The sequence below is a fragment of the Gordonia sp. YY1 genome (genome assembly GCF_009872315.1).
GTDB lineage: Bacteria > Actinomycetota > Actinomycetes > Mycobacteriales > Mycobacteriaceae > Gordonia > Gordonia amicalis.
This window is the reverse complement of record NZ_WXYI01000014.1, coordinates 63,670-90,233: the sequence shown is the minus strand read 5'-3', so window position 1 is coordinate 90,233 and position 26,564 is coordinate 63,670. Positions and strand designations below refer to the sequence as shown.

Sequence of the window (26,564 nt, the reverse complement as noted above, 5' to 3'; positions counted from 1 at the left end):
CGCCCCGTGCTCCCTGAGGAGCGAGCTTGCGAGCGTCCGCCCCGTGCTCCCTGAGGAGCGAGCTTGCGAGCGTCCGCCCCGTGCTCCCTGAGGAGCGAGCTTGCGAGCGCAACCCCCGCTCCCTGAGGAGCGAGCTTGCGAGCGTCTCGAAGGGCCTGGCGAGAATCTCTCACCATGCCCTTCGAGGCTCGTCGCTATCGCTCCTCGCACCTCAGGGAGCGAGAGATCGGTTGCGACGCAGCGATGTTCGCGAACTATCAGCGGTGCGTGAAGTTCGGGTCCCGCTTCTCGACGAAGGCGGCCATGCCCTCGGTCTGATCGTCCGTGGCGAAGGTCGAGTAGAACAGGACCCGCTCTGCGTGGACACCCTCGGCCAGGCTCGACTCGAAGGCGCGGTTGACCGCGTCCTTGGCGAGCGCGGAGGCGATGAGCGACTTGGAGGCGATGACCTCGGCCACCTCGATCGCGGTGGCCAGGGCGTCCTCCTTGGGCACGACACGCGAGACCAGGCCCGCACGCTCGGCCTCGTCGACCTTCATCTGACGACCGGTCAGGACCATGTCCATCGCCTTGGCCTTGCCGACGGCGCGGGTCAGGCGCTGCGAGCCGCCGATGCCGGGGATGACACCGAGGTTGATCTCCGGCTGACCGAAGACGGCGTTGTCGCCGGCGATGATGGTGTCGCACAGCATCGCGAGCTCACAGCCGCCGCCGAGCGCGTAGCCGGTGACCGCGGCGATGATCGGGGTGCGCGCACGCGCCAGCTCGTCCCAGGCGCCGAAGAACTGCTCGTTGACGACGTCGGCGTAGGTCTTGGAGGACATCTCCTTGATGTCGGCGCCGGCAGCGAAGGCCTTCTCCGAGCCGGTGATCACGATGGCACCGATGCCCTGGTCGACGTCGAGTTCCTTCACGACGCCGACGACTTCGTTCATGAGCTCGGAGTTGAGGGCGTTGAGCGCCTTCGGGCGGTTGAGGGTGATGATGCCGACGCGGCCGCGGCGTTCGACGAGGATGGTCTGGTATTCGGTCACGTGATTCCTTCTTCCGGTTGTGGTGGTCGGTCAGGCAGTGACGTCAGGCAGGGAACGTCAGGTCGTGCGGCAGCGGCGCGAAGAACGCGTCGACGCCCGCCTCCGAGAATTCTGCCCAACTCGGGTTGCGGTCCTTGTCGATGACCTGTGCGCGGATGCCCTCGGCCATGTCGGGATGCAGGAGGCACCGGAGGGATACGCGGTATTCGCGCACCAATGTGTCCTCCAGGGTCGCGTCGGCCGCGGCCTCGCGCAGCGAGCGCAGCGTGACCGCGAGTGCGGTGGGGCTCTTGGCCGCGATGGTGTCGGCAGTCTTGGCCGCCGCCTCGGTGCCGACTGCGCGGCAACGGTCGATGATCTCCGAGATCGTTTCGGCAGCAAAGGCTTCGGCGATCCAGTCACGCTGCGCGGCGAGCTCCGACGCGGGAGCGTCGGTGGCGTACTGCTCGATCGCCGCGTCGACCCCGGAGGTCCCGATGGCCTCGATGAACGCGGGCAGCGAGTCCGAGGGGACGAAGTGGTCGGCGAGACCCATGGCCAGCGCGTCGGCGCCGCGGAGGTGAGCCGCGGTGAGGCCGGCGTAGAGGCCGAGCCCGTCGGGAACACGCGAGAGCAGGTGTGTGCCACCGACATCGGGGACGAATCCGATGCCGACCTCGGGCATGGCGAGGCGGGTGCGGTCGGTCACGATGCGGATGTTGCCGTGTGCGGAGACGCCGACGCCGCCGCCCATGACGATGCCGTCCATGATCGCGACGTAGCTCTTCGGGTAGCGGGAGATCGCGGCGTTGAGCCGGTACTCGTCGAACCAGAACTTCGCCGACGGCGAGTTCTCCGCGTCGACATCGGTCGAGTCCGGGTTCCCGCTGAGAGCGGAGGCGTCGCGATGGATCGCGACGATGTCGCCACCCGCACACAGGCCGCGCTCGCCGGCACCGTAGAGAACGACGGCCTCGACGGCGTCGTCACCGGACCAGGCGTCGAGGCGTTCCGCGATCTCGGTGACCATCTCGTGGTCGATCGCGTTGATCGACTTCGGACGGTTGAGGATCAGCGACCGCGCCGACCCGTTCTCCTCCGTCAGGACAGACGGGACCAGCACTGATTGTTCCGACACGACCGAAACTCCTCTCCACACCGACAGGCCTCCACAGATGGTTGCATATCCTAGTAACAGAGGCCAGACCCCGGGTGCCCCTCCATTACGAGGTTAGGGTGGCCTCATGGGCTACTCGAGAGCACGCGTCCGCGGGGTCGACGACCTGACGCCCAACCTGCGCCGCCTGACGTTCGACGTCGATGACCTGACCGGCCTGGGACTGCCCGGCGTCGCCGACGAGGCGGTGGGCATCTACTTCCCCTTCGAGTCGCACCGCTCGACCCCGGACATGGAGTGCCGGGACGGGACCTGGGCCTACTACGACACCGACCCCGCGCCGGCCGGGCGCAACTACTCGATCCGCGCAGCCGACCCCACGGCCGGCACCGTCGTCGTCGATTTCGTCATCCACGCCGCGGGACCGGCGACCACGTGGGCCCAGCGGGCCGAGCCGGGTCATGAGGTGGTTCTGACGCACGCGCGTAGTTGGTTCACGCCACCGGCCGGTACGAGCCGACTCGTCCTGGCCGCCGACCTCGCCGGACTCCCCGCCCTCGCCCGGATTCTCGAGGAACTCTCGTCGACCGTCGGCGTGACGGTGGTGGTCGAGGTGCCGGCGCCGACCGACCTCGCCTACCTACCCGAGCGGGAGGTCGAGACGATCACGCTGGTCGGCGGCAATGGACGGACGCCGAGCCGGCTCGCGCAGACGGTCGCCGAACTCGACCTTCCGGCACCAACTGACACCTCCGCGTACTGCTGGTTCGCCGGCGAGGCCGCCGAGTCACGTTCCGTCCGTAAGCATCTGCGCAGCGAGCTGCGATGGGGCCGTGATTCCTACGACGTGATCGGCTACTGGCGAGCGGACAGCGAACGCTGGACCCGACGCTATACCGAGCGCAGCACCGAACTGTTCGCGGTGTACCGGCAGGCGCTCGCCGACGGCAAGACCGAGAAAGAGGCGTCCGAGGAGTTCGACGAGGCGCTCGAGCGCGTCGGCCTGTAACCGACGATCCGGACCGCGCAACCGGCACTGCTCAGGTCCGGTCTGCCCGAGTTCGGGGACCGCGCTCCACGTTGCGGGTGATCCGCCGCAACAGCTCGATGAGGGTTTCGATCTCCTCGTCGTCGAGGCCGTCGAGCATCTGCCGTTCCGACTCGAGACGACGCGGGAACTGCTCTTCCACCAGCTCCCGTCCTTCGGGGGTGAGTGACAGCAGGACCACCCGCCCGTCACGTTCGAGCCGCTCGCGTTCGACCAAACCCATCTTGACCAGGCGCTCCACGTTCTTCGTCGTCGACGCCCCGGAGATCCCGGTGACCGAGGTGACCTCGCTGGCGCGCAACGGGTGATCGGCGCGCGCGATCGCACTCAGGACGTCGTATTCGACGCGGGTGACCCCACGCGGGTCGAGTTCGCGCTCGAAACGCGCCAGCGCGAGGGCACTGATCCGCGTGATGCGACCGATGACGTCGATGGGCCTGCCGTCGACCTCGGGATACCGGGCCTCCCACTCCGTGCGGGCCCGGTCGACGGCGTCCGGGAGGACTTGGTCACCGGGTCCGGATGCAGCGGAAGGAGTTGGCACGTGACACATCGTACTCGATCATTTCCAACTGTTTTATAGATATTTTACTTGAGAACTATTATGGTGGTCGAATGCCGTCCACCTTCAGCGGCACCACCCGCCGCAGTCGCCTGCAGCACTCGAGGAGGGCGCTCGCCCATTCGGTGTCGCCGTCGGCGTGGCGCGCGACGCTCGAGTTCCGGCGGGCGGACCCGACGTTCGCGATCGGCTTCCGCGTCGGCCTCGCCGGTGCCATCGCGCTCGTCGTCGGAGGACTCGTCGGCCATACCGAGGTCGCGGGCTTCGCCGCTCTGGGGACCCTGTCGTCGGCCTATCTCCGTTACGAGCCGTATCCGCGCATGGCGGGCAGGCTCGCCGGGGTGGCGTCGCTGATAGTCGCCTACACCACCCTGGGCGCCCTCCTGGGCGTGCTGGGCGTGTCGATCTGGGCGCAGATCCTGCTCGTCTCCGGGGGCGCCGGACTCGCCTTCTGGTTGTGCGCGGCGTTCCGCATCACCGGACCGGGCCCGGCCATCATGATCTTCGCCGCCGCCGGCGCCGCCGGATTTGCCCACACCGCAGCCGACGCCGTGACGGCCACGTTCGCGGCGGCATTCGGCGGGCTCGTGGGCTGGGTCGTGGCCATGGCGCCCGCACTGTCCCATCCGCACGGCCCGTCGCGGGTGGCCGTCGCCCGGGCACTCGCCGCCGTGTCGGGGATCGAGCACTACGGTCCGGGCTCGGTGGCCGCGGCTCGAGCGTCGATCGGGCAGGCACGCGAGGTGATCGCCCGGACCCCGGCACGACGCGTCGACGCCCATGTCGCCGAATTGATCTCATTCCTCGACGCCGCGGAGTCGGTGCTCGACAGCGGTTCTCACGACTCCCTGACCGCTCGGCGCGAGGACTTCTCCCACCTCGAAGCGGAACTGCGCAAGGTGCGGCCGAACCTCACTCCCCCGCGCGAGCGCACCGACGTGACCATGCCCGGAACCGCGCCGAAGAACACTCTGCGCGAATCACTCCGGGGATTGTCCGACCGGGAGATCGGAGTGAACGTCGCCCGGGTGACCACCGCGTCCCTGCTGGCCGGTGGGCTCGCCACCGCGGCCGGTCTCACCCACCCGCTTTGGGCGTCGATCGGTGCGCTCGCCGCGCTGCAGGGAGTCAACTATCGACACACGGTTCAGCGAGCCATCCAGCGCCTCGTCGGCAATGTCGGTGGCGCGGTACTCGCGGCGATCATCATCGCCGCCGGACTCGGATACTGGCCGCTCGTCGTGGTGATCGTCGTATGCCAGGGTGCCGCCGAGATGGTCGTGACCCGCAATTACGCCCTCGCCTCGGTTCCCATCACGGCAATGGCGTTGCTGGTCACCAGCATCGGCAACCCGGTGGGTGCCGACATCGGCGCGACCCGGGTGTTCGACACCCTCCTGGGCGTGATGATCGGTGTCGTGGTCGCGGCCGTCACGATCCGCCTCGACGACCGGCACCACCTCGACACCACGTGATGCTCCCCGGACAACTGCGGGTCTAGTACCGTGCGACCTGCCCGTCCTTGGGTGCGCGGTACATCTTCCACACCAGCTTCGGAATCCCGCGTACCGGCAGCGGCTTCGGCCAGTCCCGCGTGCGCATCAGAGCCTCGGTCCCGCCGTCGACGGTGATGACGGCGCCGGCCATGAAGTCGGCGGCCGGCGACAGCATGATCATCACCCACGCGGCGAGCTGCTCCGGGGTTCCATACTCGCGCACCGGAACCGGAAAGGACTTCACGCTCTTGGCCTGCGGGCTGTCGAGCTGGGATCGCAGCAGGGGCGTCATCACCGGGCCGGGCGCGATCACGTTGATCCGGATGCCCTCCCCGGCCCACTCCGGCTTGGTGCCCTGCCAGCGTGACCACTGGGTGACCGCGATCTTCGATGCCGCGTACGCGACCGGCGCGGTGACGCCGCGGCGTCGCAGGATCTGCCGGGTCGCCCCGGCGGTGTCGCCGTTGATGAGCCGCCGGATGGCACCGCGCGGCACCAGCGGTGTCACGGTCGTCGAATTGGAGCCGAAGACAACCACTTTCGCCTTGTCCGCAGCAGCGAGGGCCGGGCGCCAGGCAGTCAGCAGATCGGTGACGCCGAGGACGTTGACCTCGGTGATCATCCGCTCACGCCCCTTGCTCGGCCCCATCCCGGCGGCGAGGACCGCCCCGTCGAGCGTGCCGCCGGCCTTGGCGAGGACCTCCTCGGCGGCCTTCTGCCGACCGTGCGCGGTCGACAGGTCGGCGACGACGTCGGCATCGCGCAGATCGACGCCGATCACCGTGTGCCCTTCCGCGCGTAGGGATTCGGCCACAGCCGCGCCCATCCCCGACGCCGACCCGGTCACCGCGTACGTGCCGCCTCCAGTGGTCATACCATCCCTCTCTTGAATCTCTGATCGCTCTTGCTGTCACGCTGGCCGGCGCCGTGCCGGTCCTGCGTCCGTTCATAGGCGTCGTTGAACGCCCGCAACTCGTGGAGCAACGCCTCCGGGCTGCCCGGTGCGAGATCGGCGAAGACCTGCTCGAGTCGCTCGGCACGAAGCAATCCGTCCCGGCGGAAGGCCTCGCGTCCCGCATCGGTGGGACGGATCAGCTTGGAGAGCGAGTCCTCGACCTCGAAACGCTCGAGGTAACCGTGTTTGATCGCGGCATTGACCTGCCGGTTGACGGTCGACTGCTCGAGTTCGAGTTCTTCGGTCAGCTGGCGAAGCGTGCGCGGCCGACCGTCGGACAGAACCCACAGGATGGCGAAGGCGGACTTCTCCAGCCCGACCGACGGCGGGAGCAGCCCCTTGCGCCGGGACATACGCAGCAACTCGGCCACCAGGTCTCGGTGTACCGGCGATTGCCACGGCTCGTGGTCCTCGGACATTGCTCCTCCATCGCATCGACCAGGACAAATCTACTGTCCGGTTTGCCTATGTACGTTACATATGTATGCTGCATACCTCGAAGGAGGTCTCGCATATGAGCGAAACACAAGGCCAGTTACCCCAGGAGGGAACCGAACAGGCCCCCGCCGGCGCCGTCGGCAGCGTCGTGGCGCTCTGCTTCGGCGGACTCGTCGCGTCACTGATGCAGACCTTGATCATCCCGATCCAGCCGGATCTTCCGCGTCTGCTCGGAACCTCGATCGGCAATGCGTCGTGGATCATCACCGCCACCCTGCTCGCCGCGGCGGTCGCCATGCCCATCGCCGGTCGCCTCGGCGACATGTTCGGCAAGCAGCGCGTCCTACTCGCCAGCGCCGTCCTGCTGACCCTCGGATCGCTGCTGTGCGCAGTGGGCGATTCCCTCGTTCCGCTGATCATCGGTCGTGGCGTGCAGGGCCTCGCGATGGGTTTCATTCCGGTGGGCATGAGCTTGATCCGCGAGATCACCCCGCCTCACATCACGTCGATGGCCGTCGCCGCGATGAGTGCGACGCTCGGCGTCGGCGGTGCGATCGGTCTGCCTCTGTCGGCGTGGATCGTCGAGACGTGGGACTGGCATGCCCTGTTCTACGTCGCGACCGGCCTCGGTGTGCTCATCATCGCCGCGGTCCTGCTCCTCGTCCCGCGGGTCAACAACTCCGCCGGCGGCCGCCTCGACATCCCCGGTGCCGTCGGTTTGGCCATCGGCCTCTCGGCCTTCCTGATCGCGGTGTCGAAGGCCAATGACTGGGGCTGGACCTCGGGCAAGACCCTCGGCCTGGGCCTCGGCGGCATCGCCGTCCTCGTCGTCTGGGGAATCTTCGAGCTCCGCCAGAAGGAGCCCCTGGTCGATCTTCGGACGACGGCCCGGCCGGCCGTGCTGCTGACGAACATCGCCGCGGCCGCCATCGGTTTCGGCATGATGGCGCAGTCGATCATCCTGCCGATGCTGCTGCGGCTGCCCGAGGCGACCGGTTACGGCCTGGGCCAGTCGATTTTGGCTGCGGGTCTGTGGATGGCGCCCGGCGGTCTGATGATGATGTTCTTCGCACCGCTGTCGGGCCTGCTGATCAACAAGATCGGCGCGAAGTACACCCTCGCCATCGGCGCCGGCATCCTCGGCTGCGGCTACCTCTTCGCCTTCTTCCTCATGGACGCGGCGTGGAAGCTGATGCTGGCCTCGATCATCTGTGCCATCGGCGTGGGCGTCGGATACGCCGCCATGCCGACCCTGATCATGGGTTCGGTGCCGGCCACCGAAGCCGGCGCCGCGGTCGGACTGAACGGCCTGATGCGCTCGCTGGGCACCACCGTCGCCTCCGCCGTCATGGCCCTCATCCTGGCCAGCGCGACCATCTCGCTGGGCGGCACCGAGGTCCCCGACGAGTCGACGTTCACCTGGTGCTTCCTGATCGCGGCCGCCGCCGCCTTCGTCGGCGTGGCGATCACCCTGCTCATCCCCTCCAAGGGAAGAACATCGGGCATCGTCGAGGAGCAACCGGTACGCGCCCGTCACTGACCCTCCCCGAGATGCCAAGCGGCCCGGTGGTCCTCGTGATCACCGGGCCGCTTCGCGTCTGCTTCACAGGCCGCTACGTCGCAGCGTCACGCGGTACGTGTAGTGCTCGGGCAGGAAGTAGCTGATCGCGAGTTCGACGGCCCGCCCGCGTGAATCGGTGTAGAGCCGGTCGACGCGCAACACGGCGTGACCCACCGGACAGCCGAGCCGCCTTGCGGTCTCGGCATCGGCGGTGGTGGCCGTGATCGATTGCGCGCATTCCTCGATCGGATACTGCAGGTGCGGTTCGAGCAGACCGATCATCGTGTGCTCGCTCGTCGCACCTGTCTTCACCTCGGGCGCACCGATCACGAGCCGAGCCACCGACTCCGGCCATGACACGGTCGTGACCACGAACGGCACCCCGTCGTGGAATCGCTGGAACACGATCCGGTAGACGACGTCGGTGTCGAGCCGCAGGCGTCCGGCAGCCTCGAGATCGACTCGGCGCGAGGGTGATTCGAGGACCTGCATCTCGGTGTCGGTCGAGAGGTTCATCAGGTCGTCGATCGAGCCCAGTTGCCGCAGGTACTGACCGGCGTTCTCGGTCGCGAAGGTCCCACGGCCGGGTACGCGATACACCGAGCCCTCGGTGACCAGCTCGAGAAAGGCGCGGCGTACCGTCTGCCTGCTCAGGCCGTACTCCTGTGACAGTTCGGACTCGGTGGGGAGCCGTACACCCCCCTTGTAGCGGCCTTGGGCGATGTGCGATCGCAGTTCGGCGGCCAGCACCTTGTACGCCGGCTCGGACTGCCCGACCTCGCTCATCCCACTCCCCTGTTCGAGTACGGCTGCTCCTGACGAGTCGACGCCGTCAGATACCGCCCCGTGCCACGAGCTGCGCGGCGATCACGTTGCGCTGGATCTCGTTGGTGCCCTCACCGACGATCATCAGCGGTGCGTCGCGGAAGTACCGTTCGACGTCGAACTCGGTGGAGTAACCGTAGCCGCCGTGGATGCGGACGGCATTGAGGGCGATCTCCATCGCGACCTCGGAGGCGTAGAGCTTGGCCATGCCGGCTTCCATGTCGCACCGCTCGCCCCGGTCGTACTGCTCGGCGGCGTGCCAGGTGAGCTGCCGGGCCGCGGTCAGCTTGGTCGCCATGTCGGCCAGGTAGTTGCCGATCGACTGGTGCTTCCAGATGGGCTGCCCGAAGGACTCGCGCTGCTGCGCATAGGCCAGCGAGTCCTCGAGTGCTGCGGTCGCGACACCCAGTGCGCGACAGGCAACCTGGATGCGGCCGGTTTCCAGCCCCTTCATCATCTGGCCGAAGCCCTTGCCGGGTACGGCGCCGAGGATCGCCGACTTCGGTGCGCGGTACCCGTCGAAGGAGAGCTCGCAGCTCTCGACTCCCTTGTAACCGAGCTTGGGCAGGTCGCGCGAGACGGTCAGTCCGGGACCGTGTTCGACGAGGACGATCGAGATGCCCCTGTGCCGCGGCTGTGCGGCCGGGTCGGTCTTGCACAGCAGGGCGATCAGCCCGGAGCGTCGGGCATTGCTGATCCAGGTCTTCGCCCCGCTGATGACCAGCTCGTCGCCGTCTTCCTTGGCCACGGTCGACATCGCCTGCAGGTCGGAACCACCGCCCGGCTCGGTCAGCGCCATGGTTGCGCGCATCTCGCCGGTGGCCATCCGCGGCAGGTAGTTCTGCTTCTGCTCCTCGGTGCCGAACAGGGTCAGCAGCTTGGCGACGACGGTGTGACCGCCCATCGCGCCGGCCAGGCTCATCCAGCCGCGTGCGAGTTCCTGGGTGACCTGCGCGTAGCAGGGCATCGAGACCGGCGAGCCGCCGTACTCCTCGGGCACGGCCAGACCGTATATGCCGATCTGCTTCATCTGCTCGATCCACTTCTCGGGATATTCGTTGGCGTGCTCGACCTCCTGCACGGTCGGCTTGACCTCGCGGTCGATGAACGACCGGACGGTCTCGACGAGAAAGGATTCTTCCGCTGACAGCGTGCTCATGAAGGGGCTCACCTGTGTTCTTCGAGGAGGGCTGATTTGTACGGCCATTTTGTCGATAGGCCGTACCTATGTCAACCTTCCCATCGGACATCGAGGTCTGATAGAACCGTGAAGGCACGACTTTGGCCGCACATTTGAACCCGACATCCGGGTTGACACGATCACTGGGAGCAATGGTGCAGAGAAGACGAGGCGTCCTGGTGGCGCCGGCCTCCGACGACCGCAAGGCACGCAAGGCGCTGGCCTCCATCGCCGACGAGGTGGTCCTCGACCTCGAGGACGCGGTCACCCCGGCCAACAAGGACTCGGCGCGCACCGCCGCCGCCGAACTCGTCGCCGAGTTCGGGGCTGATCGCGCTGTCTCCCTGCGCATCAACGCCATCGACACCCCGTGGGCATCGGACGATCTGGCCGCCTGCGCCCAGATGCCGAACCTGACGTCGGTGGTGCTCCCCAAGGCCGACACCCCCGGTGATCTCCAGGAGGCCGACAAGCAGCTCGGCGATTCCGCCGTTCGTCTCCAGGCACTGCTCGAGACCCCTCGTGGGATTCGCGACGCCGGAACGATCTGCGCGGCCACCGACCGTCTCGACGCCGTTCTGATCGGTTATGCCGATCTCGGCGCGTCGCTCGGCCGGGCGTCAGGACTGCCGATGCGGACCTGGCACGTCGTACAGGACTCGGTCCTGCTCGCCGCACGCGCCGCCGGGGTGGACGTGATCGACGGCCCCCACCTCACCATCGCCGACGACGACGCGTTCCGTGACGCCAAGCGCTGGGTCCGCGACCTCGGCTTCGACGGCACCTGGGTGATCCACCCGGCCCAATTGGCAAGTGCGATCCAGATATTCACTCCGGACGCGGATGCCATCGAGGACGCGCGACGCGTACTCGAGGCACTGGAGAAAGCAGCCGCCGCAGGCGCCGGTGCCGCCGAGCTCGACGGCCGGATGCTCGACGAGGCCCTCGCCGTCTCCGCGCGCCGAGTCCTCGCGAAGGGAGCGGTCGATGAGTGAGCCGATCGCGGTCGGCGGGCCGTACTTCGACGAACTGACCCACGGGCAGGTGTTCGACGACGCACCGTCGCTGACGCTGACCTCCGGGCTCGCCGCGTCGCATCAGACGATCCTGGGTGACCGGCTACGCCTGTCCCTGGATGCACATCTGGCGGGCCGCGTGCTGGGCGAGGGCACGCTCGCTCATCCCGGCCTGGTGACCGACGTCGCGATCGGACAGTCGACACTGGCCACCCACCACGTGAAGGCCAACCTCTTCTACCGTGGGCTGCGTTTCCTCAGCTATCCGAAGATCGGCGACACCCTCACCACCGTGACCGAGGTGGTCGGGCTGCGGGAGAACAAGTCCAAGCCCGGTCGCGCCCCGACCGGTCTGGCCGCCCTGCACATGGTCACCACCGACCAGAACGGCGCCACGGTTCTCGACTTCTACCGCTGCGCGATGCTGCCGCTGTCCCCGGCCCCCGACCCGGGACGCACCGTGCACGCCGACGACCTGAGCGCCATCGGCCCCGGCGCGGATGCCGAACCGGCACTGCCCGACTGGGACCTGACCACCTACCGGTCATCGGTCCGCGGGCAACATTTCTCCCCCGAGCTGGCCGGACGCGTCTACCGCTCGAGCGCCGACGTGGTCTCCAGCGCACCGGAACTCGCGCGTCTGTCGCTGAACATCGCCGCCACCCACCACGACGAGCGAGTGGCCGGCAAGGCGGCCGGCGGACGGCTCGTCTACGGCGGACACACCATTGGACTCGCTCTGTCGCAAGCAAATCGGGCCCTGCCGAACCTCGTCACCGTGGTGGCGTGGGACTCGTGCGACCACACCGGGCCCGTCCGCGAGGGCGACACGCTCAGCTCGGAGATCCACGTCGAGGACGCCACCCCGCTCGACGGCGGGGGTGGAATCCTGCGCCTCCGATCGAAGGTCGTCGCCCACGGCGACCGTGACGACCAAGCAGGGGAGGACCGCGACGTCCTCGACTGGCGCTACCACGTCCTGATGGCCTGACCCGAACACCCTTTCTCGGAGGATCTTTCGCATGAGCACCACACCCCGCCCGCTGGAGGGCCTGCGCATCGTGGAGGTGTCGAGCTTCGTCGCGTCACCGTTGTGCGGTCTGACGCTGTCCCAGCTCGGCGCCGAGGTGATCCGCGTCGACCCCCTCGGCGGCGCCGCCGACACCAACCGGTGGCCGGTCACCGCCGACGGCAACTCCATCTACTGGACCGGCCTCAACCGCGGCAAGAAGTCGGTGACCGCGAACTTCCGGGAACCCGAGGGCCAGAAGCTGATCCAGGATCTCGTCACCGAGAGCGGGCCCGGTGGCGGCATCCTCGTCACCAACGCCGGCGGTCGTGCATGGATGAGTCACGAGACCCTGTCCGCGAAGCGCTCCGACGTCATCACCCTAGAACTGCTCGGACGCACGGACGGGACACCCGGTGTCGACTACACCGTCAATGCGGCACTGGGTTTCCCGGCGATCACCGGCCCAACCGACTACGCCGGTGTGGTCAACCACGCCCTGCCCGCGTGGGACGTGGCCTGTGGTCTGTACGCCGCCCTCGCGATCACCGCGGCGGTACGACGCCGCGACCAGACCGGTGCCGGCGCTCAGATCACGTTGCCGCTGGAGGACACCGCCCTGGCGATCGCGGGAACGCTCGGTTACCTCACCGAGCCGCAACTCGGCGGCGGTAGCCGGCCCGCGACCGGCAACGACGTCTACGGCACGTACGGAACGGATTTCGTCGCCTCCGACGGTGGCCGCTTCATGCTCGTCGCCCTCACCCCGCGCCACTTCCGGGACCTGGTCGCGATGACCGAGACCGGGGATGCGGTGGCAGCGGTCGAGAAGGCGCTCGGTGCGGACTTCACCGCGGAAGCAGACCGCTACACCCACCGCGGAATCCTCACCCCGCTGTTCGCCGCGTGGTTCGCCCGCCACTCCACCGCCGAGGTGGAGGCCGCCCTGGCGAAGAGTTCGGTGCTGTCGGAGCGCTACCGCACCTTCGACGAGGTGGTGGAATCCGGCGTTCTACAGAAGAATCCGCTGTTCACGGAACTGGACCAGCCGGGTATCGGCAGATACCTCGCGGGCGGTCTCCCGGCCCGGTTCGACGGTGAGCACTACTTCACCGGCCCCGCCCCGGAGTTGGGATCCTCGACAGGCTTCTGACTCCCCAACAGAGTGCGGGATCAGTGCCGCCTTCCGGCACTGATCCCGCACTCTGTTCAGGTCACCTGTGCGCCAGGTGATCCGGACGAGGTGCCGTACCGTCGAACGGTTCCTGTAGGGCATTCGACTTCGCGTTGAACACGACGAAGAGGTTGCTCCGCGGGTACGGGGTGATGTTGCCGGCCGAAGCGTGCAGGCAGTTGGAGTCGAAGTAGAGCGCCGAACCCGCGGGGCCGGTGATCGTGTCGATCCCGAGTTCGTCGGCGAGGGTCGCGACATCCTCCTCGTCCGGCGTGCCGAAGGGCGGACGGTACGAGGTCAGCGATTCCCGGTGGTAGCCATCGGGTGTCGCGCCGACGCAGCTGACGAACCGACGGTGCGAGCCGGGGATGATCATCAGCGGCCCGTTGGTGGACAGGTTCGGGGTGAGTGCCAGCGACACGCTGAGTGCTCGCGGTGCGGGCATCCCGTCCTCGGCGTGCCAGGTCTCGAAGTCGGAGTGCCAGTAGAACGGTCCACCGGCGAAGCCCGGCTTCAGGTTGATCCGGCTCTGGTGGATTGTGACCTCGTCGTCCAGGATCTGTTCGGCGACACCGCGGATCGAGTCGCGGTCGCAGATCTCGGCGATGATGTCGCTGAGGCGGTGCACCGCGAACAGCGAACGCACGTCGCCGTTCGAGGACTCACGGATGACCCGGTCGTCCTCCCCGAGTCGGTCGGTGATGTCGGACACCTCACGGAGACACGCGTCGATGTCGGCGGCCGACAGGACCTTGTTCTCGGTGTGGTACCCGCGGTCGGCATAGTGGCGCAGCTCGGGCGCCGACAGCGGCCCCGGGTTCCCCATGCTGCCCCACACGGTGTTGTGGGGTCGCGGTTCGATCTGGCTGCGGTGGGCGAGACGGGTCCGGTACACGTCGACGCCTCGGGTCAGGCTCTCGGTTCGGGCATTGCGGATATCGATGTTCTGGCTTGCTGTTTGAGTTACCACGATCGATTCGATCCTTTCCCTCATCCGGCAGGCCGCTCGGGACAGGGCATTCCGGCGGCAGGCAAGGTGATTGTGTTGTGCGCGAATCCGTCTCACGGGAACGGACCGCGAAAGATACGGCCGCACGAGGCACGCGATGATCTGCACGCACCTGACAGGGCCGTATGTGTGCAGCCTGCCAGGGAAATGCGGCCCCCCGCAACCATGCTGGTATGCCGGTTGCGAAGGCCGTGCATCGTCGCGATCTCAGATGTGTTGCAGGACCACGGTTGCGATCGACGACGGTTTGCCCGACGAATTCGCCGATATGACGCGCACCACGGACAGGCTTCGGCCACGGTGCAGGGTCTCCGACGTGAAGGTCGTGGTGTCGGCGGCGTTGCACGGGCGGACATAGCTGATGTCGATGCTGGTGGTGCGCAACTGCCCGTCCGCCTCGACCGACGACATCGCCGCGAGTTCGGAGGCGCAGATCAGGATTCCGCCGTGCACGCTGCCCATCCCGTTGGCCGAGAGGAAGGTCGGGGGCATGGTCAGAACGCCGGGCGCGGTGGGGACCAGGCCGAGCTGGTCGCGAACCGGGCTGGCCGGCGCGTCGAGCACGTCGGCAGTCGCATGTGCACCCGGTGAGGTCGGGGCGTCGATGAGGTGGGACCGCTGGACGATCGTCGCGATCGTGCGACCGGAGGGATCCGAGATCCTTCCGGTGGTCATCGCGCCCCGCTCGTCGCGGGCGACGAGTTCGCCGGTGACGTCGAGGACCGTCCCGTCGAGCGGCGGGTCGGCGACGAAGTCCATCCGGATCCCGAGGGACACCGGCCAGCGTCCCTCGGGGCTACCCGCGTCCACGACATATCCCGTCACGTCGTCACAGACGACGGCCAGCGCCGCCCGGGTGACGCCGGCGGCGGGATCGGCGAGCCACGGCCCGGTCTCGATGCGGGCCTCACCGCGTTCGGCGGACATCGAGAGTCCCCTGATCCGCAGCATGACCTCGGGTCCGCCGAGGTAGAAGTCAGACGAAGTCGTCGGCATGGAACGAACTTACTCAGCGTCGGGAATCGGCGTACTCCAGGATCACGTCGACGGCCCGCGCCGCGCTCTGGCAGGCGCCCTCCATCGTGGTGGTCCAGTCTGTCCTGGTCCAGTCGCCGGCGAGGGCCAGACCGTCGACGGTGGTGCGCTGGTCCGGCCGGATTCCCGCGGTACCGGGACGCTGGGCGAACGTCGATTTCGGCATCCGGACCACGTGACTGTGGATGACCTGCGCGTCCGCGGCCTGCGGGTAGTACCTGCGCAGCATGTCCATCTGGATGTCGGTGATCTCGGCGTTGGTCTTGCCGATCAGGTCATACGACGCCGACACCGTCGTCGAGTAGAACCAGTTGTCCTTCGGTTCCCGTCCGTGCATGCGCTGACGGTCCCAGACCTGTTCCAGCACTCCCTCACCGCCGTGGAGGATCTCACCCCAGTCGGTCATCCCGATCGACCGGTCGAGGTAGAGGTTGACGCTCACGATCGGGACGGGCGTGAGGTTGTCGACGGCCTCGTAGATCCGTTCGTGTCCCGGGACCTGGTCGAGCAGCCCCTTGACGCTCCACACGGGTACCGCGCAGATGACCGCATCCGCCGCGACCTTCTCCCCGTCGGCGAGTGTCACCCCGGTGACGGTGCCGTCAGCAACGTCGATCGTCGAGACCACGGCGCGATGCCGGACGTCGACGCCGGCGTCGGCGAAGCGTTTCTCCGCGCCCGCGATGAACAGGGTGTCGAGGTCGACGGTCGGGAATCCGATGGAGACCGGGGTGCGGGTCGCGAGAGCGCGCCGCGCACCTGTGACGAGCAGATCGGCGGGCACCTTCGCCGACGAGATCTCGGTCTTGTCGCCGGTCAGGCCGATGACGATGCCATCCCACAGTGCGTCGCGTGCCGACTGTGGCATGCCGATGCGGCGGAACCACTCGTCGGCGGTCACCTCGTCGAGCCACTCGGGCTGGCGGAACGCGTGCCGGATCAGCCGTGCCTGGGCGATCGCGGTCCGCACGCGGTCCACACCGGTCACCCCGGGGAGGTCGCCGATCGCGGCACGCAGTCCGGTCACGCCGCCGAACGCCGACTTGCGGGTGGCGCCGCCGGGCATCCGGAACGTCATGTGTCCCGGGAACTCGACGTGTTCGCGGGTCCCGACGCTCTCGAGGTACCGCATGAGGTGTTCGTATCCGCTGGCGAAGACGTGTTGCCCGTTGTCGGGGACGTCGTCCACCGCGGCCAGCGGCATCGAGATGGTGCGGCCACCGAGCGAACCGCGCCGCTCCAGGAGCGTGACCCGCTGCCCGGCCTCCGCGAGCCACACCGCCGACGCCAGACCGGCGAGTCCCCCACCCACGACAACGCAATGCATGCGCCACAGCGTATCGGCCAGCGGTGACCGATGTGAGATGGTTCGACCGTTGCGTCTCAGTTCGTCATCCTGACGTTCCTGGCAGCACGCGGTCACTGCGCTACCGGCGGGCGAGCACCGGTCAGCCCGGCAACGTCTCACCACCGATCGGGGCGAGCACCTCGCCGGTGTAGTAGGACGACAGCTGCTCGGCCGCGAAGAACACATAGGACGGCGCGATCTCATCGGGTTGGGCGGCTCGGCCCATCGGCGCCTGCGTCCCGAAGTCCTTCACGGCCTCGGCCGGCATCGTCGCCGGGATCAGCGGGGTCCACACCGGTCCGGGCGCGACGCAGTTGACGCGGATCTTCCTCTCCAGCAACGACTGTGCGAGCGAATAGGTCAACGCCAGGACCGCGCCCTTGGTCGCCGAGTAGTCGATGAGACTGTCGTTGCCGCGCAATCCGTTGATCGACGAGGTGTTGATGATCGCGCCACCACCGGTGAGGTGGGGCACGGCGGCGCGGGTGGTGTGGAAGAAACTGTGGATGTTCACGTCGAACGTCCGGTACCACTGTTCGGGGTCCACCTCGAGGAAGTCGTCGACGACCTCCTGGTAGGCGACGTTGTTCACCAGGATGTTCAGCCCGCCGAGCTCGGCGACGGTGCGTTCGACGACGTCGGCGCAGTGGGCCGGGTCACCCAGGTCGCCGCGGTAGGCGCGCGCCTTGCGACCCTCGGCCTCGATCAGCGCGACGGTGTGGCGCGCGTCCTCGTCCTCGTCGAGGTACGCGATCGCGACGTCGGCCCCTTCCTTGGCGAAGGCGATCGCGGTGGCCCGGCCGATACCCGAGTCGCCGCCGGTGATCAGCGCCTTCTTGCCGGCCAGCAGGTCGCGGCCGCGGTACTCGCGCATCTCGTCGCGCGGACGGTCCGGCATGTCCCCGGTCTCGCCCGGGTAGGGAATCGTTTTCGCTTCGTGTGGGGAGTTGCCCTGATCGGTCATCGTCGTCGGTTGCCCGCTGTGCCGCAATCGAAAACCTGCTACCGCGTTCAGGGATTCTCGTCGGGGATCTCCTGATCGAGTTTCTCGTCGAGCGTCTCTCCCTCACGCTGCTCGCGGGCCGTCGTCCCGGTACGGTCACTGGCCGACTAGTCCTCCGGCGGGTCCATCCCGTCCTCGAGCGGATCGCGGGCGAGATGGTCCTCGTCGAGGTCCTCGGCACCCACCGTCGAGGTCAGATCGGGGTTGACTCCCTCCGTCGCCGCAGTCGCGTCGGTGCTCTCACTGTCGGTGCTCACCACGACCTCCTCAATCTTCTCGGGAAACGATCTCGTCGGCGACAGGTACGTTCGCCACGGCACCGTGCCTACCCGAGCACCGAACGACCAAAACAAGAGCGTTGACCTGCTTGTTCGTCCATGTCTCCGATCGGTCCGCGACACGGGTCGGGCCAATTCTTGCCGCTGATGAAACCCGGGTAAGCTCATATCTCGCCCGAGACCGCCGGCGCTGTCGTTTTTGCGTGCCTTCTTAGCTCTAGGGGTGACCGTGCCAAAGACCAACAACATTCCTGCCGATGATTCTCGGATTCGTCACGTCGGCAGCTTCCGGTTCCTCTTCGACACCGAGGAGTGGTGGTGGTCCGACGAGGTGGCCGAGATGCACGGTTACCAGCCAGGTGAGGTCACCCCGACCACCGAGCTGCTGGCCGGTCACAAGCATCCCGACGACCGCCACGCCTTCGACGAGATGGTCGCGACGATGCTGAGCCGACGCACGCCGTTCTCCAGCCGTCATCGCATCATCGATACCTCCGGCACGGTCCATCACGTCGCGGTGGTCTCGCAGCAGATCATCGACGAGCACGGCGTACCCATCGGAGCCGAGGGCTTCTACCTCGATCTGACCGGGTACGACGAGCAAACCGTCAAGTTCCAGGTCGACGAGCACGTCGCCCGCTTCCGCGAGAACCAGGGCGTGATCGAACAGGCCAAGGGCATGATCTCGATGGCGTATGGGGTCAGTCCCGAGCGCGCGTTCGAGGTGATGCGCTGGCGTTCGCAGACCGCCAACGTCAAGGTCAACGAGCTGGCCAAGAACATCGTCTCGGGCGTCCACAGGTACGTCGTGCTTCCCGACCCGGTGCGACAGTCCTTCGACCACCTCCTCCTGAACGCTCACCAGAACGAGAACTGAGACCTTCCCGACACGCATCGTCGTCGGGTTTCACAATCGTCGTACCGGGGTATCCGCAAGCCAACTGCCGCTCTCGGCAATTCTGCGGTGAAGACGCCGCAATCCTGCGGACCCGGTTGAGCCAACAGCCGTTCATGTCTCGAAGTGAACGGATGGAACAGTGGACGGACGTGTTATCGGGCAGCTCGGCGGTGCGGCAACCCTCGAGAAGGTGCACAGCTCACGGACGACGCGGTCGAGCACCGCGCACATCCGCGTCGCTTCCGTCCCGCAGTCGCATGTCTACGTCCGGCATCTCTCGCCGGTGAACGGGTCGGTCAGCCTCCTGGACACCGGTGCCGTGTCGGTGACCCGGCTGCCCGACCCGGTGCCTGCTGACGGCGCCAAGGTGCCCGGCGGATGGTGGCCGCCGTTGATGCTCGACCCGCGGTGGATTGCCGAGCACCACAACGAGTTCGACGTGTTCCACATCCACTTCGGCTTCGACGCCGTCGAACCGTCGGTGATGGCCGACGTCCTCGGTGAACTCGACCGTCACGACAAGCCGCTCGTCTACACGCTGCACGACCTCCGCAACCCTCACCACCCGGAGCCCGGCGCCCACGAGGAGGTCCTCGACCTCCTCGTCCCGGCCGCGGACGAGGTCATCACGCTGACCCCGGGTGCGGCCCAACAGATCTCGCAGCGTTGGGGTCGGTCCGCGGCGGTACTCCCGCACCCCCATGTGGTGCCGCCCGCCCGGTTCGCCCCCCGCGAGGCACCGACCGACGAGTTCATCGTCGGCGTGCACGCCAAGAGTGTGCGCGCCAACATGGACCCGCTCCCCGTCATCATGACCCTGCTGGACGCCGCCTCCGACTATCCGGACATGACGATTCAGATCAACCTCCACGACGAGGTCTTCGTCCCCGGGAACCACTGGTACAACCCGGACTTCGGCACCGCCGCACTCGCGCTGTCGCGCCACCCGTATGCCCGCGTGCGGGTGCACGAGTACTACACGGACGATCAGCTGTGGGACTACCTCGGCAAACTCTCGGTCTCGGTCCTGCCCTACCGGTTCGGTACCCACTCGGGGTGGCTGGAGGCCTGCCACGACCTGGGCACCGCGGTGATCGCGCCCAGCTGCGGCTTCTACCACGAACAGCAGGAGTGCTTCACCTACGACTTCACCGAGGACCATTTCGATCCGGAGTCGCTGGTTGCCGCACTGGCGCAGGCATATTCCGCTCGTCCGGCACCGGCGATGTGGCGCGATCGTCGCGCACAGCGGCTGTCACTCGCCGAAGCCCACGCGGGCCTCTACACCCGGGTGCTGCATGAGTGAGTCGCTCCGAATCGCCGTTGTCGCGTCCAGCCGGTACCCGATCGCACAGCCCTTCGCCGGCGGCCTCGAAGCCCACGTCTGGCATCTGACGCGGGCGCTGACCCTTGCCGGTCACGAGGTCACGCTGTTCGCGGGAGCCGGCAGCGACCTGCCGGTCGAGTCGGACCGATTACGTGGCGACCTGTTCGAGCCGTCGGCGGCGGCTCGGTCGGATGTGTCGATGCCGCCGATCGAGGTGCTGCACGATCATCACGCCTATCTGTCGCTGATGCTCTCGTTCACCCGGAACCCGGATGACTTCGACGTCATCCACAACCACAGCCTGCACTACCTGCCGGTCGCGATGGGTCCAGCCGTCGACACTCCGATGGTCACCACCTTGCACACCCCGCCCACGCCGTGGCTCGAATCGGCACTGGCGCTGGCACCGGATACCAGGTGCGTCGCGGTGAGCCGGCACACCGCCCACGCGTGGTCGCATGTTCTCGGTTCGATACCGGTGGTACACAACGGTGTTCAGCTGAATCACTGGCCGATCGGCACCGGCGGTGACGACCTGGTGTGGTTCGGCCGACTCGTGCCGGAGAAGGGCGCCCACCTCGCGATCGAGGCCGCCCGAATCGCCGGTCGTCGGCTCCGGCTCGCCGGACCGATCAGCGACAAGACCTACTTCCGTGATCACGTCGCGCCGGCCCTCGGCGACCAGGTCAGCTACGAAGGTCATCTACACCAGCACGAACTGGCCCGGCTGGTCGGGTCGTGCGGCGCTGCGCTCGTCACACCGGTGTGGGACGAGCCCTACGGACTCGTCGTCGCCGAATCCCTCGCCTGCGGAACACCAGTGGCGGGATTCGCTCGCGGCGGCATCCCGGAGATCGTCGGTGACACCGCCGGCATGCTGGTCCCGGGCGATGATGTCGTCGCGCTCGCGGAGGCCGCCGAGAAGGCATTCACGATCGACCGACGGGAGGTGCGCCGGCGCGCCGAGCAGCATTGTTCCGACATCGCGATGATCGACCGGTACACCGACATCTACACCGAACTCGTGGCCGAGCGAGAGCGCCGAGGCTCCCGCCGACTTGCCGGGGCGTTCTCGGCATGATCGGCTATTACGTCCACCATCAGGGTCGCGGACACTGTTCGCGGGCCGCCGCCATCGCCGCGCGCTTACAGACCGACATCGTCGCACTCACGAGCGCCGAACTGACCGATCCGGCCTTCGACGAGGTCGTCGTCCTGGACCGCGACGACGCCGATCCCGCTCCCTCCGACATCGACGCCGGCGGTCTGCTGCATTGGGCGCCTCGGCACGACGCCGGGTTGCGCAACCGGATGGCCCAACTGGCGGATTTCGTCGCGACGCGGCGGCCGGCCGCGATGGTCGTCGACGTGTCGGTGGAGGTCACTCTGTTCCTCCGGCTGCTCGGCGTACCGGTCGTGGTCATGGCGATGCCGGGCGTGCGCGACGATCTTCCCCACCAACTCGCCTACCGCGCCGCCGACGCCATCATCGCTCCCTGGCCCGGCGACCTGTACCAGCCGGACTGGCTCGTCGAGCACCTGTCCAAGACGGTCTTCACCGGCGGCATCTCCCGCTTCGACGGCCGGCCACAGGTCGCCCACCCGACCTTCGCCGCCGACATCCTCGTTCTCGGCGGGGCCGGCGGCAACGCCGGGGCAGCGCATCCGGCGATCGGCCTGGCCGACGCATTCCCCGATCTCAAGGTGGTGGGCCTCGGCCCGGCCTTCCGAACCTGGGTCGACGACCCGTGGCCGTTCCTGTGCAGTGCCCGCCTCACCGTCATCGGCGCTGGGCAGGGGAGTGTGGCGGATGCCGCCGCGGCTGGACGTCCCGCTGTCGTCATGCCGGAGGACCGTCCGTTCGCCGAGCAGCGCGCCACCGCGAACACTCTCGCGCGTTCCGAGCTCGCTCTGGTCGCCTCGACGTGGCCCGACATCGACCGTTGGCGATCGATCGTGGATTCGGTCGGTGATTCCGAACCGGCGTGGTCCCGGTGGCAGACCGCCGGCGCCGCCGAACGGGCGGCCCGCGCCATCGAAGCGGTGGCGAGATGACGACCGGAAGTGCAGAGGAGACCGTCGCGGTGATCACCATCGTGTCGGGACGCCACCTGCATCTGCGCCGGCAACTCGAGGCGTTCGAGCACTCGACCGCGCGACCCGACGTCCACATCGTCGTCGCCATCGATGACCCCGACATCGATGGGGTCGTCGCCGATTCGGCTCCCGCGGCGCATCCGACGCGGGTCGTCCACGTCGAGAAAGAGGAGTCCGGCACGTTGCCGCTCGCCGATGCTCGCAACACCGGCGCGCAGGCCGCCATCCACGCCGGGGCAACCCTGCTGGTGTTTCTGGACGTCGACTGCATCCCCGGGCCGGACCTGGTGCAGCGTTATCTCCGCTCATGCGCTGCGACACCAGAACTGCGTCTCCTCTATTGCGGGCCCGTGACCTACCTGCCACGCGACCAGGAGGTGTTCGACGCACGAGAGCTCCACCACTTCACCGACCCACATCCCGCGCGTCCGGTGCCTGGGCCGTGCCAGACTCAACTGTCCTCCGAGATGACACTGTTCTGGTCGCTGTCCTTCGCCGTCCGCTCGATCGACTGGCTCAGGATCGGCGGGTTCCACATCGGTTACCGAGGCTACGGAGGAGAGGACACCGACTTCGCGATGTGCGCCGCACGCAACGGCTTTCGCATCGCCTGGGTCGGCGCCGCCCACGCGTACCACCAGCACCATGCGGTGTCGGACCCGCCCGTCGAGCACCTCGAGGACATCCTCCGCAATGCGCGAGTGTTCCACCGGCGGTGGGACCGATGGCCCATGGAGGGATGGTTGAACGCCTTCGCGCGACAGGACCTCATCACCTACGACGAGACCGTCGACGACTGGCGCCGGACTACGGTCGAACGGTTGAGCAGATGATTGGCCGGACTTACTTCCGGACCTTCGAGAACCTGATGGTCACGTCGCGAGTCGCCTCGGCGGGCGACGATTCCGCGTAACTGATCGCGTGGGTGTCGGTGACGGTCTGGACGACTCGCCATCCGAACGTCGACTCGTCCAGCTCGACGCCATCCACGAGCTGACCCCGGACCTCCCCGACCACGCCGTTGGAAGCGAGGTGCAGAGTGACCTCCATCGAGGAGCTCTCGGCTGCTGCGGAGATTATCTGTGAGCAGATCTCGTCCACCGCGACCTTCGCGTCGATCACGTCGTCGAGCGACCAGTCGTCGATGTACAGAGCCGTCTCGACCAGCGCGCGCACCAGCGCAAGTCGATCAGTGGCCGCCGGGACCCGCAGCACCGTTGGCAGACTGCCTTCGATCGATAGCTGGGAAGTGGCGTCGGAGTCGGTCATCAAGTGAGTCTTCTTCGCACGTCGATATGAGTGGATCTTCATCGGTCTGCTCATGAATGCCCCGCGATGGTCTCGTCCAAACCGTGGTTGTTCAGCCGACATGCTGATCGTGCTCCCCGAAACACGTCTTCCGACGTTAGCAGAGGCGTCAACTGAATCGACTGCACCCGCCGACCCCAGAACGCGACGTCCACCCGCCCTCATCTGGGACAACGGCCGACGGCCGCAACGGCGACGTTTCAGCGCGAGGCGCCTGCGGTACCCGACGGACACAGTCACATCGGAGTTCACCACCACCTGGCGAAGGGACAGCTATGCCAGATCTCACACCTGAACGGGAGGTCGCCTCGCGCGAAGCCATCGCCCGACGACCGGCCCGGAAGTCGCGCGGACTCAACGCCATCGGTCTTCTCGGAATCTTCTGTCTCGGACTGATGCTGGTGCTCGGCGGTATGGCGATCGCGGCCGGTGCCGGCGACCGGGACGCGACCGTCTGGCTCGCCATCGGCGCCGTCATCGCCGGTCTCCTCGCGGTCGGCCTCCTCATGGGCAGCCGAGTTCTCCTGCGGCGGCGGGCAGGTCGCGACGGCGAACGAGCCCACCAGGATCCGATCCAGCCCGAGACCACGGCCGAGGAGGCCGAGCGCTACGAAGAGCGGTACCACGGTTTTCCCGTCGACCACGACGGCAAGCACGAACGGGCGCGGGTAGAACGCCGCGAAGACCACAACGACCACGGAAAGGCCTGAAAGCATGCGCGCAGTGACCTGGCAGGGCAAGCGAAACGTATCGGTGGAGACTGTGCCCGATCCGAAGATCATCGAACCGACGGACGCCATCATCAAGGTCACCTCGACCAACATCTGCGGTTCCGATCTGCACCTCTACGAGGTGCTCGGTCCGTTCATGAACGCGGGGGACATCCTCGGCCACGAGCCGATGGGGATCGTCGAGGAGGTCGGTTCCGACACCGGGGATCTACGGGTCGGGGATCGCGTCGTCATCCCGTTCCAGATCTCCTGCGGCTCATGCCAGTTCTGTAATGACGGATTCATGACGCAGTGTTCGACCACCCGCGTCACCGACCAGGGCACGGGGGCGGCACTCTTCGGCTACTCGCAGCTCTATGGCTCGGTGCCGGGCGGGCAGGCGGAGTATCTCCGTGTGCCGCAGGCACAGTTCACCCACATCAAGGTGCCGGTGGAGAACCCGGATTCCCGCTATGTGTACCTGTCGGACGTTCTCCCGACGGCATGGCAAGCCGTCGAGTACGCCGAAATCCCCAGCGGCGGAACGGTGACCGTCCTCGGACTCGGACCCATCGGTGACATGGCCGCACGTATCGCCGCCCACAAGGGCGCGCGGGTGATCGGCGTAGATCGCGTGCCCGAGCGCATCGCGCGTGCACAGGCGCGCGGCATCGAGACGGTCAACATGGACGACGTGGACGATGTCGGCGAGGCGATTCGCGACCTCACCGGTGGACTGGGCACGGACTCGGTCATCGACGCCGTCGGCATGGAAGCCCACGGTTCACCACTGAACAAGGCCATGCAGACCGTCGTTGGTCTGCTCCCCGACGCGATCGCGCGTAAGGCGATGTCGGAGGCGGGTCTCGACCGGCTGGGCGCGCTCTATTCCGCCATCGACATCGTCAAGCGCAGCGGGACGATCTCCTTGTCCGGCGTGTACGGCGGTGCCGCCGACCCGTTGCCGATGCTGACGATGTTCGACAAGCAGATCCGGCTCCACATGGGACAGGCCAACGTGAAGCGGTGGGTCGACGACATCCTTCCGCTGCTGACGGATGAGGACCCGCTCGGTGTCGACACCTTCGCGACGCATGAGCTCCCGCTCGGCGAGGCACCCGACGCCTACGCCAAGTTCCAGCGCAAGGCCGACGGGATGGTCAAGGTCATCCTGAAGCCCTGACCGAGACCGAGGGCCCGCGCCGATGCCTCCGGCGCGGGCCCTCGGTACCCGAGCGTGTGACCGCAGTTGGTGGACCGCAGTGGTTACGCGTGCTTGAGCAGGGGCTCCTCGTACTCGTCGTCGGCAACCTCTTCACGCAGCGTGTCGAGAATCCGGGTGAGAAGCCTCGACACATGCATCTGTGAGATCCCGACGTGCCGGGCGATCTCACTCTGGGACATCGAACGGAAGAACCGCAGGGTGAGGATCGTCCGTTCGCGTTCGGTGAGCCGCTTGAGCGCCGGCTGGAGGGTCACGAACTCCTCGATCATGTCGAGTCGCTCGTCCTCGTCACCCAGAGTGTCGGCGAGCGTCCAGCCGTCGGTGGACGAACCCGCCTCGGCATCTATGGAACTCGCTGTGTACGCCGACCGCGCGACCATCCCTTCGATGACCTCGCTGACCGGTAGTCCGAGGTGCTCGGCGATCTCACTCGGCCGCGGTGACCTACCGAGGGATTGCAAGAGCTCCTCGCTGGCCTTCGCGATGTTGAGTGAGGCCTCCTGCGCACGGCGTGGCACTCTGATCGACCACGTGCTGTCACGGAAATACCTCTTGACCTCACCCATCACCGTCGGAACGGCAAAGGCGAGGAAATTGTTGCCACGCTCGACATCGAATCTGTCGACTGCGTGCATGAGACCGATCCGCGCCACCTGGCGGAGATCGTCGACCGGTTCACCACGATCGGAGAACCGTCGTGCGACATGATCGGCGAGCGGTAGACACCGCTCGATCACTTCGTCGCGTTTTTTCGCACGTAAATCGTCATCGCGTTCACTGCGGATCTCACGCAGTATCGGGAGGACGTCGCTGTAATCGTCGTGCTCGGCGCGTTCTTGTGCCGCCATTTGTCACCACCCAGACGTTCTGATCTTGCGACCGATGGGCTGACTACTGCCCCATCTAGCATGGATTGCGATGTGCGCACGCGA

The 26,564-nt window shown here is 67.3% G+C and carries 27 protein-coding genes; 13 read left to right on the top strand and 14 right to left on the bottom strand.

Annotated features, from left to right (window positions below; genetic code table 11):
• Positions 1-257: 257 nt before the first annotated feature.
• Together BPODLACK_RS17315 and BPODLACK_RS17310 are read right to left on the bottom strand one after the other, a co-directional pair.
• Positions 258-1,034, bottom strand: a complete 777-nt coding sequence (locus BPODLACK_RS17315) for an enoyl-CoA hydratase (RefSeq protein WP_006438037.1) — start codon at positions 1,032-1,034, stop codon at positions 258-260.
• Between the two features lie 43 nt (positions 1,035-1,077).
• Positions 1,078-2,151: an enoyl-CoA hydratase/isomerase family protein gene (locus BPODLACK_RS17310; protein ID WP_024499688.1), complete on the bottom strand. Its 1,074-nt coding sequence runs from the start codon at positions 2,149-2,151 to the stop codon at positions 1,078-1,080.
• 106 nt (positions 2,152-2,257) lie between these two features.
• On the opposite strand from BPODLACK_RS17310, the gene BPODLACK_RS17305 reads away from it, so the two are divergent.
• The gene (locus BPODLACK_RS17305; protein ID WP_024499687.1) at positions 2,258-3,139 is read left to right on the top strand and encodes a siderophore-interacting protein; all 882 of its coding nucleotides are present in this window, start codon (positions 2,258-2,260) and stop codon (positions 3,137-3,139) included.
• Positions 3,140-3,170: 31 nt separating this feature from the next.
• On the opposite strand, the gene BPODLACK_RS17300 is transcribed toward BPODLACK_RS17305, so the two are convergent.
• Positions 3,171-3,722 (bottom strand): MarR family winged helix-turn-helix transcriptional regulator, encoded by a 552-nt coding sequence (locus BPODLACK_RS17300; protein ID WP_024499686.1) that lies wholly within the window; start codon positions 3,720-3,722, stop codon positions 3,171-3,173.
• A gap of 71 nt (positions 3,723-3,793) precedes the next feature.
• Between BPODLACK_RS17300 and BPODLACK_RS17295 the strand changes: the two genes are divergently transcribed.
• Positions 3,794-5,215, top strand: coding sequence for an FUSC family protein (locus tag BPODLACK_RS17295; RefSeq protein WP_159405799.1), 1,422 nt, complete (start codon positions 3,794-3,796; stop codon positions 5,213-5,215).
• 22 nt (positions 5,216-5,237) lie between these two features.
• On the opposite strand, the gene BPODLACK_RS17290 is transcribed toward BPODLACK_RS17295, so the two are convergent.
• Together BPODLACK_RS17290 and BPODLACK_RS17285 are read right to left on the bottom strand one after the other, a co-directional pair.
• Positions 5,238-6,110: an SDR family oxidoreductase gene (locus tag BPODLACK_RS17290; RefSeq protein ID WP_024499684.1), complete on the bottom strand. Its 873-nt coding sequence runs from the start codon at positions 6,108-6,110 to the stop codon at positions 5,238-5,240.
• A complete protein-coding gene (locus BPODLACK_RS17285; RefSeq protein ID WP_024499683.1) occupies positions 6,107-6,610 on the bottom strand; it encodes a MarR family winged helix-turn-helix transcriptional regulator in 504 nt (167 codons plus the stop codon). Before BPODLACK_RS17285 ends, BPODLACK_RS17290 begins: the two co-directional genes overlap by 4 nt.
• A gap of 95 nt (positions 6,611-6,705) precedes the next feature.
• Between BPODLACK_RS17285 and BPODLACK_RS17280 the strand changes: the two genes are divergently transcribed.
• A complete protein-coding gene (locus BPODLACK_RS17280; protein WP_159405798.1) occupies positions 6,706-8,169 on the top strand; it encodes an MFS transporter in 1,464 nt (487 codons plus the stop codon).
• Positions 8,170-8,232: 63 nt separating this feature from the next.
• Here BPODLACK_RS17280 and BPODLACK_RS17275 read toward each other — a convergent pair whose 3' ends face one another.
• Together BPODLACK_RS17275 and BPODLACK_RS17270 are read right to left on the bottom strand one after the other, a co-directional pair.
• Positions 8,233-8,976: a GntR family transcriptional regulator gene (locus tag BPODLACK_RS17275; RefSeq protein ID WP_159405797.1), complete on the bottom strand. Its 744-nt coding sequence runs from the start codon at positions 8,974-8,976 to the stop codon at positions 8,233-8,235.
• 46 nt (positions 8,977-9,022) lie between these two features.
• A complete protein-coding gene (locus BPODLACK_RS17270) occupies positions 9,023-10,174 on the bottom strand; it encodes an acyl-CoA dehydrogenase family protein (protein WP_024499680.1) in 1,152 nt (383 codons plus the stop codon).
• Between the two features lie 173 nt (positions 10,175-10,347).
• On the opposite strand from BPODLACK_RS17270, the gene BPODLACK_RS17265 reads away from it, so the two are divergent.
• Genes BPODLACK_RS17265 through BPODLACK_RS17255 form a run of 3 tightly spaced genes read left to right on the top strand, consistent with a single transcriptional unit; the run spans position 10,348 to position 13,373 of the window.
• Entirely contained in the window at positions 10,348-11,190 is an 843-nt protein-coding gene (locus BPODLACK_RS17265) for an HpcH/HpaI aldolase/citrate lyase family protein (RefSeq protein ID WP_236577704.1), read from the top strand.
• Entirely contained in the window at positions 11,183-12,202 is a 1,020-nt protein-coding gene (locus BPODLACK_RS17260; RefSeq protein WP_159405796.1) for a MaoC family dehydratase, read from the top strand. Before BPODLACK_RS17265 ends, BPODLACK_RS17260 begins: the two co-directional genes overlap by 8 nt.
• Before the next feature lie 31 nt (positions 12,203-12,233).
• The gene (locus BPODLACK_RS17255; protein WP_024499677.1) at positions 12,234-13,373 is read left to right on the top strand and encodes a CoA transferase; all 1,140 of its coding nucleotides are present in this window, start codon (positions 12,234-12,236) and stop codon (positions 13,371-13,373) included.
• 61 nt (positions 13,374-13,434) lie between these two features.
• Here BPODLACK_RS17255 and BPODLACK_RS17250 read toward each other — a convergent pair whose 3' ends face one another.
• From BPODLACK_RS17250 to BPODLACK_RS23615, 5 genes are all read right to left on the bottom strand, one after another.
• The gene (locus BPODLACK_RS17250) at positions 13,435-14,364 is read right to left on the bottom strand and encodes a phytanoyl-CoA dioxygenase family protein (protein WP_096274698.1); all 930 of its coding nucleotides are present in this window, start codon (positions 14,362-14,364) and stop codon (positions 13,435-13,437) included.
• A 246-nt stretch (positions 14,365-14,610) separates the two neighbouring features.
• On the bottom strand, positions 14,611-15,399 hold the full coding sequence (locus BPODLACK_RS17245; RefSeq protein WP_159405795.1) for a PaaI family thioesterase: 789 nt from the start codon (positions 15,397-15,399) through the stop codon (positions 14,611-14,613).
• 13 nt (positions 15,400-15,412) lie between these two features.
• Positions 15,413-16,972: an FAD-dependent oxidoreductase gene (locus tag BPODLACK_RS17240; protein ID WP_328722440.1), complete on the bottom strand. Its 1,560-nt coding sequence runs from the start codon at positions 16,970-16,972 to the stop codon at positions 15,413-15,415.
• Positions 16,887-17,750, bottom strand: a complete 864-nt coding sequence (locus tag BPODLACK_RS17235; RefSeq protein ID WP_024499673.1) for an SDR family oxidoreductase — start codon at positions 17,748-17,750, stop codon at positions 16,887-16,889. The genes BPODLACK_RS17240 and BPODLACK_RS17235 overlap by 86 nt, the downstream gene beginning before the upstream one ends.
• Positions 17,751-17,896: 146 nt before the next feature.
• Entirely contained in the window at positions 17,897-18,046 is a 150-nt protein-coding gene (locus BPODLACK_RS23615; protein WP_232513026.1) for a hypothetical protein, read from the bottom strand.
• Positions 18,047-18,296: 250 nt separating this feature from the next.
• Here BPODLACK_RS23615 and BPODLACK_RS17225 point away from each other — a divergent pair, with 250 nt between their 5' ends.
• The 5 genes from BPODLACK_RS17225 to BPODLACK_RS17205 all read left to right on the top strand — a co-directional run bounded on the left by BPODLACK_RS17225 (position 18,297) and on the right by BPODLACK_RS17205 (position 23,222).
• Positions 18,297-18,944, top strand: coding sequence for a PAS and ANTAR domain-containing protein (locus BPODLACK_RS17225; protein WP_159405826.1), 648 nt, complete (start codon positions 18,297-18,299; stop codon positions 18,942-18,944).
• Between the two features lie 160 nt (positions 18,945-19,104).
• The gene (locus BPODLACK_RS17220; RefSeq protein ID WP_024499671.1) at positions 19,105-20,271 is read left to right on the top strand and encodes a glycosyltransferase; all 1,167 of its coding nucleotides are present in this window, start codon (positions 19,105-19,107) and stop codon (positions 20,269-20,271) included.
• Complete coding sequence (locus BPODLACK_RS17215; RefSeq protein ID WP_159405794.1) at positions 20,264-21,373, top strand: glycosyltransferase family 4 protein; 1,110 nt, start codon at positions 20,264-20,266, stop codon at positions 21,371-21,373. The genes BPODLACK_RS17220 and BPODLACK_RS17215 overlap by 8 nt, the downstream gene beginning before the upstream one ends.
• On the top strand, positions 21,370-22,347 hold the full coding sequence (locus BPODLACK_RS17210) for a hypothetical protein (RefSeq protein ID WP_159405793.1): 978 nt from the start codon (positions 21,370-21,372) through the stop codon (positions 22,345-22,347). The genes BPODLACK_RS17215 and BPODLACK_RS17210 overlap by 4 nt, the downstream gene beginning before the upstream one ends.
• Positions 22,344-23,222 (top strand): glycosyltransferase family 2 protein, encoded by an 879-nt coding sequence (locus BPODLACK_RS17205; RefSeq protein ID WP_159405792.1) that lies wholly within the window; start codon positions 22,344-22,346, stop codon positions 23,220-23,222. The genes BPODLACK_RS17210 and BPODLACK_RS17205 overlap by 4 nt, the downstream gene beginning before the upstream one ends.
• Positions 23,223-23,232: 10 nt before the next feature.
• Here the strand turns inward: BPODLACK_RS17205 and BPODLACK_RS17200 are convergent, their stop codons facing one another.
• The gene (locus BPODLACK_RS17200) at positions 23,233-23,658 is read right to left on the bottom strand and encodes an anti-sigma factor (protein WP_024499667.1); all 426 of its coding nucleotides are present in this window, start codon (positions 23,656-23,658) and stop codon (positions 23,233-23,235) included.
• A gap of 314 nt (positions 23,659-23,972) precedes the next feature.
• Here BPODLACK_RS17200 and BPODLACK_RS17195 point away from each other — a divergent pair, with 314 nt between their 5' ends.
• Positions 23,973-24,407 carry a hypothetical protein gene (locus BPODLACK_RS17195; protein WP_024499666.1) on the top strand — a complete coding sequence of 145 codons (435 nt, stop codon included), beginning with the start codon at positions 23,973-23,975 and terminating at the stop codon, positions 24,405-24,407.
• 4 nt (positions 24,408-24,411) lie between these two features.
• Positions 24,412-25,590: a zinc-dependent alcohol dehydrogenase gene (locus tag BPODLACK_RS17190; protein ID WP_159405791.1), complete on the top strand. Its 1,179-nt coding sequence runs from the start codon at positions 24,412-24,414 to the stop codon at positions 25,588-25,590.
• Positions 25,591-25,673: 83 nt separating this feature from the next.
• Here BPODLACK_RS17190 and BPODLACK_RS17185 read toward each other — a convergent pair whose 3' ends face one another.
• Positions 25,674-26,480 (bottom strand): SigB/SigF/SigG family RNA polymerase sigma factor, encoded by an 807-nt coding sequence (locus BPODLACK_RS17185; RefSeq protein WP_159405790.1) that lies wholly within the window; start codon positions 26,478-26,480, stop codon positions 25,674-25,676.
• Positions 26,481-26,564: the final 84 nt, after the last annotated feature.

Coding starts and splice junctions, on each gene's coding strand:
- BPODLACK_RS17270 (WP_024499680.1), bottom strand. CDS start 10,174: ATGAGCACGCTGTCAGCGGAAGAATCCTTTCTCGTCGAGACCGTCCGG.
- BPODLACK_RS17275 (WP_159405797.1), bottom strand. CDS start 8,976: ATGAGCGAGGTCGGGCAGTCCGAGCCGGCGTACAAGGTGCTGGCCGCC.
- BPODLACK_RS17195 (WP_024499666.1), top strand. CDS start 23,973: ATGCCAGATCTCACACCTGAACGGGAGGTCGCCTCGCGCGAAGCCATC.
- BPODLACK_RS17295 (WP_159405799.1), top strand. CDS start 3,794: ATGCCGTCCACCTTCAGCGGCACCACCCGCCGCAGTCGCCTGCAGCAC.
- BPODLACK_RS17280 (WP_159405798.1), top strand. CDS start 6,706: ATGAGCGAAACACAAGGCCAGTTACCCCAGGAGGGAACCGAACAGGCC.
- BPODLACK_RS17235 (WP_024499673.1), bottom strand. CDS start 17,750: ATGACCGATCAGGGCAACTCCCCACACGAAGCGAAAACGATTCCCTAC.
- BPODLACK_RS17305 (WP_024499687.1), top strand. CDS start 2,258: ATGGGCTACTCGAGAGCACGCGTCCGCGGGGTCGACGACCTGACGCCC.
- BPODLACK_RS17215 (WP_159405794.1), top strand. CDS start 20,264: ATGAGTGAGTCGCTCCGAATCGCCGTTGTCGCGTCCAGCCGGTACCCG.
- BPODLACK_RS17185 (WP_159405790.1), bottom strand. CDS start 26,480: ATGGCGGCACAAGAACGCGCCGAGCACGACGATTACAGCGACGTCCTC.
- BPODLACK_RS17245 (WP_159405795.1), bottom strand. CDS start 15,399: ATGCCGACGACTTCGTCTGACTTCTACCTCGGCGGACCCGAGGTCATG.
- BPODLACK_RS17265 (WP_236577704.1), top strand. CDS start 10,348: ATGGTGCAGAGAAGACGAGGCGTCCTGGTGGCGCCGGCCTCCGACGAC.
- BPODLACK_RS17190 (WP_159405791.1), top strand. CDS start 24,412: ATGCGCGCAGTGACCTGGCAGGGCAAGCGAAACGTATCGGTGGAGACT.
- BPODLACK_RS17285 (WP_024499683.1), bottom strand. CDS start 6,610: ATGTCCGAGGACCACGAGCCGTGGCAATCGCCGGTACACCGAGACCTG.
- BPODLACK_RS17255 (WP_024499677.1), top strand. CDS start 12,234: ATGAGCACCACACCCCGCCCGCTGGAGGGCCTGCGCATCGTGGAGGTG.
- BPODLACK_RS17290 (WP_024499684.1), bottom strand. CDS start 6,110: ATGACCACTGGAGGCGGCACGTACGCGGTGACCGGGTCGGCGTCGGGG.
- BPODLACK_RS17260 (WP_159405796.1), top strand. CDS start 11,183: ATGAGTGAGCCGATCGCGGTCGGCGGGCCGTACTTCGACGAACTGACC.
- BPODLACK_RS17205 (WP_159405792.1), top strand. CDS start 22,344: ATGACGACCGGAAGTGCAGAGGAGACCGTCGCGGTGATCACCATCGTG.
- BPODLACK_RS17210 (WP_159405793.1), top strand. CDS start 21,370: ATGATCGGCTATTACGTCCACCATCAGGGTCGCGGACACTGTTCGCGG.
- BPODLACK_RS17240 (WP_328722440.1), bottom strand. CDS start 16,972: ATGTGTTCTTCGCGGCCGAGCAGCTGTCGTCCTACTACACCGGCGAGG.
- BPODLACK_RS17200 (WP_024499667.1), bottom strand. CDS start 23,658: ATGACCGACTCCGACGCCACTTCCCAGCTATCGATCGAAGGCAGTCTG.